Below are 10,397 nucleotides of genomic sequence, written 5' to 3'. Positions count from 1 at the left end.
AGCTGCCGGTCAGCTGCCCGCTTCCGCCCCGGCAGCGCTGAGCGCTTCCACGGCGGTCTGCTGGGCGCGCAGGTCCCGTTCGGCGTTGTCGAGGTTCTCGGCCATGAGCCGCAGCAGCCCCTTCGGGGCGGCCGGATGCTCCTGGAGCCACTGCCGGGTCCGGGCCACCGCCTCGGGCGTGGCCGGCGGGTAGAGCCTGAGCGTCAGCGTCTGCGCGATCTCCAGGGTGCGTGACTCCCACCAGCCGGCGACCCGGTCGAAGTACTCGGTGACGAAGCTGCCGACCGGTTCCTCAGCAGCCACCAGCGACCCGTCGGGCAGCTGCAGGCCGGCAGCGAAGCCCAGCGCGGTCGCAGCGACGACCGAGTTCGGCAGCTCGCGGTCATCGGCCAGGGAGCGGAATGCCGCGGTCTTGGCCGCCGGGGTCTGCGGGGAGGCCTTGGCCGTCTGAGCCTTGTTGCGGCCCATCGCGGTGTCATCGGCTTCCAGCGCGGCACTGATGCCGGCCTCATCGAGGCGTCCGGCGGCGGCCAGTGCGATGACGAGGCTCCAGCGCAGATCGGTGTCGATGCTCACGCCTTCGACCGGGGCGGAGCCGGTCTCAAGCATCTGGGCGACTCGGTCGAGCTGGCTGTCGGTCTCGGCGGTCTCGGCGAAGCCGATGAGGAACTGCAGCTGGCTGTCTGAGCCCGGGGCGGCGTTGTGCAGCTGTGTCCACAGGTCATCGGCGAACCGGGCGCGCGCATCGGCGCGCAGGTGCGGCGGCAGGAACCGGGTGATCGCGGCCTTCGCCTGCCGCAGCTGGGCGAGCAGCCCGGCTGAATGGGTGATGGATCCGGCATGTGCGCCGACGAGGGCGAGGTAGTCCTGGGCGGGGATCTCCCCGTCGCGGACCATATCCCACACGGTCGAGAAGACGAGCAGCTGGGTCAGCGAGTCCTCGAAGCCCGAGGCGTGGGCGATCGCATTGCGCAGGCTCACCTCATCGAACCGGGTCTTGGCATAGGTGAGGTCACCGTCGTTGACGACGATGATGTCCGGGCGAGACGAGGCACCGGCCGGGACCTCCACCTCGGCGACGGGGCCGTCGAGATCGATCGACTGGATGTGGGTGCGCACCACCTGGCCGGAGTCGGTGATGTCATAGCAGCCGATCGCCACGCGGTGCGGGCGCAGTGAGGGGACCGGGCGGCCGGGCAGCTCGACGGCCTCCTGGCTGATCGCCAGGCGGGTGAGCTGGCCGGACTCGTCGGTCTCGACGATCGGGCGCAGCAGGTTGATGCCCGATTCCTCCAGCCACAGCTGCGACCAGGTGCGCAGATCCCGGCCCGAGGTGGCCTCGAGTTCGGTGAGCAGGTCGTCCAGTTCCGTGTTCGCCCAGGCGTGGGCGTCGAAGTAGCGCTTGACGCCGGCGAAGAACGCATCTCGGCCGACCCAGGCGACGAGCTGCTTGAGCACGGCTGCGCCCTTGGCGTAGGTGATGCCGTCGAAGTTGACCTCGACGTCGAAGAGGTCCTCGATCGGGGCGACGATCGGATGGGTGCTCGGCAGCTGATCCTGCTGATACGCCCAGGCCTTCTCGACTGTTGCGAAGCTCGTCCACACATCGGAGAACTCCGAGGCCTCGGCAGTCGCCAGCGTCGAGGTGAACTCGGCGAACGACTCGTTGAGCCACAGGTCGTTCCACCAGCGCATCGTGACGAGATCGCCGAACCACATGTGCGCCAGTTCGTGCAGGATCGTCACCGCGCGGGACTCGACGGTGCTGCGCTTGGGCCGGGAACGGAAGACGTAGTCCTCGACGATCGTGACGGCACCGGCGTTCTCCATCGCCCCGGCGTTGAACTCCGGGACGAAGAGCTGATCGAACTTCTCGAACGGGTACGGGGTGGCGAAGAGGTCCTCGAAGAAGGTGAACCCGGCGCGGGTGAGCTTGAAGATCTCCTCGGCATCGACGTGCTCGAACAGCGATGCGCGGGCGTAGACGCCCAGCGGCACCTCCTCGCCGTCGCAGCTGAGCAGCGAGGAGTGCGCGGACTTGTACGGCCCGGCGATGATCGCAGTGATGTAGGACGAGATCGGGGGAGTGGGAGCAAACTGCCACAACGCCATATCGCCCGATTCGATGCCGAGCTCGGCGAGCGCCTCATGCGGTTCACCGGCGACCGGGGTCGGGGAGTTCGACACGACCGTCCACGACTCCGGGGCGATGATCGTGAAGGAGAACGAGGCCTTGAGATCGGGCTGCTCGAACACGGCGAACACGCGGCGGGCATCAGGCACCTCGAACTGCGTGTACAGGTACGTCTCGTCGTCGACCGGATCGACGAACCGGTGCAGACCCTCACCGGTGTTCATGTAGAAGAACTCGGCGTCGATGCGCAGCTCGTTGTCCGGGGCCAGGCCCGGCAGGCTGATGCGGGCGGCTGAGACGTGCTTGTCGACAGGCAGCTCCTCGCCGTTGAGCCGGATGCTGTGCACCTTCGCGGTGACCGCGTCGATGAAGGTCGAATCATCGCTGTCGGCAGCGAAGCGCACCGTGGTGACTGAGCGGAACGTCTCTCCCTGACCGTCGAGGACGAGTGTGACGTCGTAGGACGTGACCGAGATCTGCGCTGCGCGCTCGGCCGCCTCGGCGCGGGTCAGGTTGTGCTGTGCCACGGATGGGCCTCCGGAATATCAGCTGGTGGAATGATCGGACTAGGCTCATTGTTGCATGATCGGAAGCCGTGCCGGGCGCATCCGGCGCGGTCATCGCACATCCGGCCGCAGCCCTGCGGCAGACCGACACGGAAGGACTCTGATGAGCACTGAGACACTCGATTTCTGGTTCGACGCGACCTGCCCCTGGGCGTGGATGACCTCCCGCTGGGCACTCGAGGTCGAGAAGGTCCGCGACGTCAAGGTCGCCTTCCACCCGATGAGCCTCTCAGTGCTCAACGAGGGCCGTGAGGAGCTGCCCGAGGAGTACAAGGAGAACATGAAGCTCGCCTGGGGCCCGGCCCGCGTCGTCACCGCCGCGATGGTCGAACACGGACCCGAGGTGCTCGCCGATCTCTACACCGCCCTGGGCACCCTCATCCACGTCGAGGGCCGCCGCGACTTCGACGAGGTCATCCCCGCCGCGCTCGCCGAGGCAGGACTGCCGGCCGAACTCGCTCAGGCCGCCAACACCGATAAGTACGACGAGCAGCTGCGCGCCTCCCACAAGGAGGGCATCGACAAGGTCGGCGAAGACGTCGGCACCCCGGTCATCTCGCTGGGCGAGGTCGCCTTCTTCGGCCCGGTCGTCAGCCCTGCCCCCAAGGGCGAGGCTGCCGGTAAGCTGTTCGATGGAGTGCTGGCCGTGGCAAGCACCGACGGGTTCTTCGAACTCAAGCGCACCCGCACGGTCGGCCCGATCTTCGACTGAGTCTCCGACTGACACGCTGCGAAAGGGCAGGCAATGAAAGTTCATCTCGGCACCGACCACGCTGGCTTCGAGTTCAAGGAGGCGCTCAAGGCGCACCTCGCAGCCCAGGACTACGACGTCGTCGACCACGGCGCCCACGAATACGATGCACTCGATGACTACCCCGCCTTCTGCATCGCCGCCGCCGAGGCGGTGGTGACCGACAACGCCTCGGGCACCCCGGCACTGGGTGTCGTCATCGGCGGTTCGGGCAACGGTGAGCAGATGGCAGCGAACAAGGTCGAGGGTGCGCGTGCGGCCCTGGCCTGGAATCCGGAGATCGCCCGGCTGGCCCGGCAACACAACAACGCTCAGATCGTCTCGATCGGTGCGCGCCAGCACAGCGAGGCTGACGCGTTCGCCATCGTCGACGCGTTCCTGACCGAGCCGTTCTCCGGAGATGAACGCCACGAGCGGCGCATCGGCATCATGGCCGCCTACGAAAACGGTGAGACCATCTGAGGCTCACCCCTCCGCAGATCCTGAGCTGAGCCCGCCTGGCCCCCGGTCAGGCGGGCTCAGTCGTTCCCGGGCCCGGTCGTTTCAGTACCAGAAGATCGGCAGCGCACCGGGATGGTGGGCGTGGACGATGGTAAGGAAGACGATGAGGTCGAAGAGCAGGTGCACGCAGATCGTGTAGGGCAGTGACTTCGTACGGGTGAAGACGACCGCCTGGACGAGTGCGAATGGAACGGTCAGCACCGGGCCCCAAGCCTGGTAGCCCAGTTCCCACAGGAAGGACACGAAGATCACTGAGGTGAGCACGTTGGCCGTCCAGAATGAGAAGTGGCGATACAGCAGCGTGAAGACCGTGCAGATGAAGAACAGTTCATCCCAGATGCCCACGGCGTTGACGCCGAGGAACAGCCGGAGGATCTCACTCGGTGTCTCCACGGCCGGCCAGTTGGTGTACACCCCGGAGCTGATGAAGTACCGCGGCAGGATGAGCCAGCCGAGGAAGAGCACGATGAACAGCCAGGACCATTCGAGCTTCGACCACGGCTGGCCGATCCGCCGCGGGAACCTGACGGCGTGGTCGCGGTAGACCCAGCGGCTGATGGCATAGGGGATGATGACCGCGCCGGAGAGTACGGCCCCCATCACGGCGATGTTGTCCCAGGAGATATCGGCCTTGAGTGAGATCGTCGAGATGAACGCTAGCGCCAGGCAGATGAGCAGCACGTCCCGGCCCAGCGCCCGGTCGATCGCCCACGATCCGATGAGACCGACGGCGAGCGGGAGATAGCCCCAGTCCGACTCGAAGCCGAAAAGCAGCACCGCTGCAGCAGAGACACACGCCACCGCTGCAGACGCCGGGCTGAGCGCGCGGTGCTGACGCGGGCGGTAGGATGCAGGACCTGCATGGGAGGGTTTGTGTTCGCTCACGGGCTCATTGTGCCAAAGACCCAGCAGTCGCAGGATCGGGCACATGTCGGCGTACGGAGATAGAGAACCGCCGACCCACATGTGGACCGGCGGAATGCGGAGGGGATGACGGGAATCGAACCCGCACCATCAGTTTGGAAGACTGAGGCTCTACCATTGAGCTACATCCCCGATGCGCCCGTGTGAGCGCTGTAGAAATGTTAGAACAGATCAGCTCCGAATGCAAAGCGAGGCGAGGGCTGGCCGAGTGGTGGTGACACCGTGACGTGGGCTGATGTGCGATGCCGGCAGCCGCGCTGCAGATTAGGACGAAGACTGCTCAGGCGGCTAGAGTAGTGTCTCGTTGAGCCGGGGTGTGGCGCAGCTTGGTAGCGCATCCGCTTTGGGAGCGGAGGGTCGCAGGTTCAAATCCTGTCACCCCGACGGAGCGAAGTGCCGCGGGTTCTCTCGCGGCACTTCGTCTATTCACACGCCGCGTGCTGTGTTTCCAGACCCGGGGCCGGCATCGGTTTCGGGTGGGTTGGAAGCTTGGAACAGGAGCCTGCGTGCGAATGCTGTGGGCACGACCATGCGCTCAGGTGTAGCGGATGCGCGCGCCTTCGCTGCGCGTCCACGTGATGTAGCCGCCTTGGAAGTCCTGGCGCACCTGGGATGCCGACGTGGTCGAGCTGGCGCAAGAGGTGACCGCGGTTCCCGAGGGCAAGCGCGCGGAGCGCGTGCGGCAGCCCCTGCATCTGGACGATTGGTCAGCGTGCACTGTATAGTTCAGTGCATGCTGACTATTGCTTCGCGCCTCGACGTGATGAACCGGCTTGGCCGGGCCATGGCCGACCCGACGCGCTCCAAGATCCTGATGTCCCTGCTCGACGGCCCGAGCCACCCCGCCGTGCTCTCGCGCGAGCTGGGGCTGACCCGCTCGAACGTGTCCAACCATCTGACCTGTCTGCGCGACTGCGGCATCGTGGTCGCCGAGCCCGAGGGGCGGCAGACTCGCTACGAGATCGCCGACCCGCACCTGGCCGCGGCGCTGACGGCGCTGGTGGACGTGACGCTGGCGGTGGACGAGAGCGCCCCGTGCATCGACCCGCACTGCTCGGTGCCCGGCTGCTGCGGCCCGAGCGGCTCCGAGGACGCCTCGTGAGCGCCGCCTGCGGCTGCGACGAGCCGACCACCAACGCCGCCGAAGAGGCAGAGGAAACCGAGCGCCCGTGGTGGCGCGACCCGGGCCTGGTGGTGCCGATCCTCTCCGGGGTCGCGTTCGGCACCGGCCTGGTGCTGGAGTGGTCGGGGCTGCACGTCGCGGCGCTGGTCGCGTTCTGGGCGGGCCTGCTGCTGGGCGCGTACACGTTCGTGCCCGGCGCGCTGCGGAACCTGTTCGCCAAGCGGAAGCTCGGGATCGCGCTGCTGATGACGATCAGTGCCGTCGGCGCGGTCATCCTCGGCTACGTGGAGGAGGCCGCCGCGCTGGCGTTCCTGTACTCGGTCGCCGAGGCCCTGGAGGACAAGGCGATGGACCGCGCCCGCGGCGGCCTGCGCGCGCTGCTCAAGCTCGTGCCGGAGACCGCGACCGTGCTGCGCGACGGTGCCTCGGTCGAGGTCCCGGCCAAGGAGATCGCCGTCGGCGACGTGCTGCTGGTCCGTCCGGGCGAGCGGGTCGCCACCGACGGGACTGTCCGGTCCGGTCGCTCCAGCCTGGACACCTCCGCGATCACCGGCGAGTCGATCCCGGTCGAGGTCGCCCCCGATGACGCGGTCTCGGCGGGCGCGATCAACACCGCCGGGGTCCTGGAGGTCGAGGCGACCGCGGCGGGCACCGACAACTCGCTGACCACCATCGTGGAGCTGGTCGAGCAGGCCCAGGCAGAGAAGGGCGAACGCGCGCGCATCGCCGACCAGATCGCCCGCCCGCTGGTGCCCGGCGTGATGGTCCTCGCCGTCCTGGTCGGCGTGCTCGGCTCGCTGCTCGGCGACCCGGAGACCTGGATCACCCGCGCCCTGGTCGTGCTCGTCGCCGCCAGCCCGTGCGCACTGGCGATCGCGGTACCGGTCACCGTGGTGTCCGCGATCGGGGCGGCGACGAAGTTCGGCGTCGTCATCAAGAGCGGTGCCGCGTTCGAGCGCCTCGGCGGCATCCGCCACCTCGCCGTGGACAAGACCGGCACCCTGACCCGCAACCGGCCCGAGGTCACCGCCGTCGTCGCCGCCGACGGGTTCGACGACGCGCAGGTGCTCGCCTGGGCGGCGTCCGTCGAGCAGCACTCGACGCACCCTCTCGCCGCCGCCATCGCCGCCGCGGGCCAGGGGGCCCTCGCCGCGCAGGACGTGACGGAGGAGGCCGGGCACGGCATCGGCGGCACCGTCGACGGCCGCCGGGTGACGGTGGGCAGCCCCCGCTGGATCGACGCCGGACCGCTCAAGGCCCGGGTCGAGGACCTGGAGGCCGAGGGCCAGACCTGCGTGCTCGTGGCCGTCGACGGCCGCCTGGCCGGGGCGATCGGCGTCCGCGACGAGCTGCGCCCCGAGGTCCCCGAGGCCGTGCGCACGCTGCGAGGGCAGGGGGTTGAGGTGAGCATGCTCACCGGCGACAACGCCCGCACCGCCCACGCGCTCGCGCAGATCGCCGGGATCGGCGACGTGCACGCCGAGCTGCGGCCCGAGGACAAGGCCCGCATCGTCGCCCAGCTCTCCGAGGCCTCGCCGACGGCGATGATCGGCGACGGCATCAACGACGCCCCCGCCCTGGCCGGTGCGACTGTGGGCATCGCGATGGGCGCGACCGGCTCCGACGCCGCGATCGAGTCCGCCGATGTCGCCTTCACCGGGCACGACCTCGGCCTGATCCCGCAGGCGCTGCGGCATGCCCGCCGCGGCCGGGCGATCATGAACCAGAACATCGTGCTGTCCCTGGCGATCATCGCCGTGCTGCTGCCGCTGGCCATCACCGGCGTGCTCGGCCTGGCCGCGGTCGTCCTCGTCCACGAGGTCGCCGAGGTCGTCGTCATCGCCAACGGGCTGCGCGCCGCGCGTGCCCGCAAGAGCCAAGCGGCGGCCGCGTCGCCTGAGACGGCGTCACCGGCCGCGGTCCGCGCGGACAGAGCCTGAGAGGAGTGGATCATGGAGATCACGTTGCAGTACTTCGACGGGTGCCCGAACTGGGAGGTGCTCGACCGGCGTCTCACCGAGGCCCTCGACGGCCGATCGGACGTCCGCGTCGTGCATCAGCGAGTCGAGACTGCCGAGGACGCCGCCCGCCTCGGGTTCCACGGGTCCCCGACCGTCCTCATTGACGGTTCCGACCCCTTCGCCGACGAGCACACGCCGGTGGGGCTCGCCTGTCGAGTGTTCCGCACTCCTGCCGGGCTGGCTGGTTCGCCCACCGTCGATCAGCTGCGCGAAGTACTTGATGCGCCTCTATGAGGGTGGAGCACCGCCGGGTTGCGCGATCATCGCACCGACGCTCAGCGCAGGAAGAGCCGCCTTCATCGAAAACCAGCCAGGATTTCCGTCAGCGTTGTGCTGTAAAGCGCGCCGACGCTGACAACGGGTGCTACAACCCGGGCATGCGCTAGCGCAGATCGATGACGCCTGTGCCCACCTCGATGCGCTGCGTGCGCGCAGCGATCGCGGCCAGCAGCGGCATCGGGGCAGCCGACTGGCGGGCGAAATGATGCACCCGGAAGTACGCGCCGTTGACACCGAGCTCATCGGCCCGTTCGGCGATGGGGATGGCATCGTGGAGCATCTGCCGGGCATCGGGATCACCAAGCCGGCGCCCGTGACCGTCATGACCGAATGACAGGAATCCGAAAGCTCTCATACCCAGCCAACACAATTGAACTCTCAACTGTTCCCCTGCGGTGCCGACGGGAGCCCGCGGCGCTGCAGCGGCCCAATGTGCAAAACGACTGCCTCCATGACTAGACTGGAGAGCTGTGCATTGCCGCCGGCGTCTGTGCGGTGATGAGACTCATGACTTAGGCGGATCGCCTCCGCCGATCCCACCGTCCGAACGAGAGGTACATCGTGAAGAGCTCCGTCGAGAATCTCGACCCGACTCGGGTCAAGCTCAGCGTTGAAGCGCCTTATGCCGAACTCAAGCCGAGCATCGACGAGGCATACAAGGAGATCTCCAAGCAGATCACCGTCCCCGGCTTCCGCCGCGGCAAGGTTCCGGCCCGCATCATCGACCAGCGCGTCGGCCGTCCGGCCGTCCTGCAGGAGGCCGTCAACAACAGCCTGGACGATTTCTACCGCCAGGCTCTGAACGAGAACGACGTCCGCCCGCTCGGCAGCCCCGAGGTCGAGGTCTCCGAGATCCCCGGACTCGACGGAGCCGAAGAGGGCAACCTCGTCTTCACCGTCGAGGTCGACTGCATGCCGAACATCGAGCTGCCGGCCTACGACTCCATCGAGGTCGAGGTCGACACCTACGAGGTCACCGACGAGGACATCGACAAGGAGATCGACGAGCTGCGTGCCCGCTTCGGCACCCTCAACCCGATCGACCGTCCGGCCGCTGAAGGCGACTTCGTCACCATCGACCTGACCGCCAAGGTCGATGACGAAGTCATCGACGAGGCCACCGACATCTCCTACGAAGTCGGCGCCGGCACCATGATCGATGGTCTTGACGACGCTCTTCTCGACCTCTCCGAAGGCGAGGAAACCACCTTCAGCACGACGCTTGCCGGTGGAGAGCACAAGGGCTCTGAGGGAGTCGTCACCGTCAAGCTCAACGCCGTCAAGGAGCGCGTCCTCGCTGATGCCGATGACGACTTCGCTCAGATGGCCTCTGGTTCGGACACCATCGAGGAGCTGCGCGAGGAGACCCGCGAGAACGTCGCCAAGCAGAAGGAGCTCGAGCAGAGCGTCCAGGCGCGCGAGAAGGTCCTCGACGCGCTGCTGGAGACGGTCGAGCTGCCGCTGCCGGAGAAGTTCCTCGCCGAGGAGGTCTCCCGCCAGGCTGAGGCCGCCGGAGCCGAAGAAGGCGACGAGCGCTACCAGGAGATCCAGGACGAGACGGCCAAGGCCGTCCGCACCCAGTTCCTGCTCGACGCGATCGCTGAGAAGGAAGAGGTCGAGGTCTCCCAGGCCGAGCTCATCGAGTACATCATGGCGATGGCCCAGCAGTACGGCATGCAGCCCCAGGAGTTCATCCAGATGCTGCAGTCCTCCGGCCAGGTGCCGGCCATCAGCGGAGAGGTCGCCCGCCGCAAGGGCCTGGCCGCTGTCCTCGCTGAGGCCACGGTCGTCGACACCGACGGCAACGCCGTCGACATGACGAAGTTCGTCAGCCCGGAGTCCAACGAGGACGACGAGGACGCTAACACCGAGGCCGAGGAGACCGCGGAGGCAGCCGACGACGCCGAGGCTGATGAGGCGGCTGACGACGCCGAGGCTGAGAAGCAGGACTGACCTGCTGCGCACCTGACGCATCAGACAGGGCGGGCACGGGAGACCGTGCCCGCCCTGCGTCGTCTGTGATCAACCCTCATATGCTGAGGGCGAACACAAGGCGATGCGGGACTAAAACCCGGTGCCGACGGGTTAGAGTCCAGTA

Annotated in this window: 9 protein-coding genes and 2 tRNA genes; 7 read left to right on the top strand and 4 right to left on the bottom strand. The window is 67.7% G+C overall.

Features of this window, described 5'->3' with window-relative positions; all coding sequences use genetic code 11:
• Positions 1–9 precede the first annotated feature (9 nt).
• Positions 10–2,661, bottom strand: coding sequence for an aminopeptidase N (gene pepN, locus M3C25_RS09120; RefSeq protein ID WP_259856032.1), 2,652 nt, complete (start codon positions 2,659–2,661; stop codon positions 10–12).
• 142 nt (positions 2,662–2,803) lie between these two features.
• On the opposite strand from pepN, the gene M3C25_RS09115 reads away from it, so the two are divergent.
• Both M3C25_RS09115 and M3C25_RS09110 read left to right on the top strand, forming a co-directional pair.
• Complete coding sequence (locus tag M3C25_RS09115; protein ID WP_259800326.1) at positions 2,804–3,412, top strand: mycothiol-dependent nitroreductase Rv2466c family protein; 609 nt, start codon at positions 2,804–2,806, stop codon at positions 3,410–3,412.
• A gap of 33 nt (positions 3,413–3,445) precedes the next feature.
• The gene (locus M3C25_RS09110) at positions 3,446–3,913 is read left to right on the top strand and encodes a ribose-5-phosphate isomerase (RefSeq protein WP_259856030.1); all 468 of its coding nucleotides are present in this window, start codon (positions 3,446–3,448) and stop codon (positions 3,911–3,913) included.
• An 81-nt stretch (positions 3,914–3,994) separates the two neighbouring features.
• On the opposite strand, the gene M3C25_RS09105 is transcribed toward M3C25_RS09110, so the two are convergent.
• A complete protein-coding gene (locus M3C25_RS09105; protein ID WP_311200523.1) occupies positions 3,995–4,837 on the bottom strand; it encodes a CPBP family intramembrane glutamic endopeptidase in 843 nt (280 codons plus the stop codon).
• Positions 4,838–4,937: 100 nt separating this feature from the next.
• Positions 4,938–5,008: transfer RNA gene (locus tag M3C25_RS09100), tRNA-Gly, on the bottom strand.
• 178 nt (positions 5,009–5,186) lie between these two features.
• On the opposite strand from M3C25_RS09100, the gene M3C25_RS09095 reads away from it, so the two are divergent.
• From M3C25_RS09095 to M3C25_RS09080, 4 genes are all read left to right on the top strand, one after another.
• Positions 5,187–5,260, top strand: a tRNA-Pro gene (locus M3C25_RS09095).
• A gap of 349 nt (positions 5,261–5,609) precedes the next feature.
• On the top strand, positions 5,610–5,978 hold the full coding sequence (cmtR, locus tag M3C25_RS09090; protein ID WP_165883108.1) for a Cd(II)/Pb(II)-sensing metalloregulatory transcriptional regulator CmtR: 369 nt from the start codon (positions 5,610–5,612) through the stop codon (positions 5,976–5,978).
• The gene (locus M3C25_RS09085) at positions 5,975–7,939 is read left to right on the top strand and encodes a heavy metal translocating P-type ATPase (protein WP_259856029.1); all 1,965 of its coding nucleotides are present in this window, start codon (positions 5,975–5,977) and stop codon (positions 7,937–7,939) included. Before cmtR ends, M3C25_RS09085 begins: the two co-directional genes overlap by 4 nt.
• 12 nt (positions 7,940–7,951) lie before the next feature.
• Positions 7,952–8,254, top strand: a complete 303-nt coding sequence (locus M3C25_RS09080) for a hypothetical protein (protein ID WP_007321360.1) — start codon at positions 7,952–7,954, stop codon at positions 8,252–8,254.
• Between the two features lie 148 nt (positions 8,255–8,402).
• Here M3C25_RS09080 and M3C25_RS09075 read toward each other — a convergent pair whose 3' ends face one another.
• Positions 8,403–8,654, bottom strand: coding sequence for an LLM class flavin-dependent oxidoreductase (locus M3C25_RS09075; protein WP_259856026.1), 252 nt, complete (start codon positions 8,652–8,654; stop codon positions 8,403–8,405).
• A 206-nt stretch (positions 8,655–8,860) separates the two neighbouring features.
• On the opposite strand from M3C25_RS09075, the gene tig reads away from it, so the two are divergent.
• A complete protein-coding gene (gene tig / locus M3C25_RS09070) occupies positions 8,861–10,252 on the top strand; it encodes a trigger factor (RefSeq protein ID WP_259856024.1) in 1,392 nt (463 codons plus the stop codon).
• Positions 10,253–10,397 lie beyond the last annotated feature (145 nt).

Origin of the sequence: Brevibacterium luteolum (assembly GCF_025147615.1) — a bacterium.
Classification (GTDB): domain Bacteria; phylum Actinomycetota; class Actinomycetes; order Actinomycetales; family Brevibacteriaceae; genus Brevibacterium; species Brevibacterium luteolum.
The sequence above is the reverse complement of the archived record's forward strand: the minus strand, read 5'-3'. Positions and strand labels throughout refer to the sequence as shown.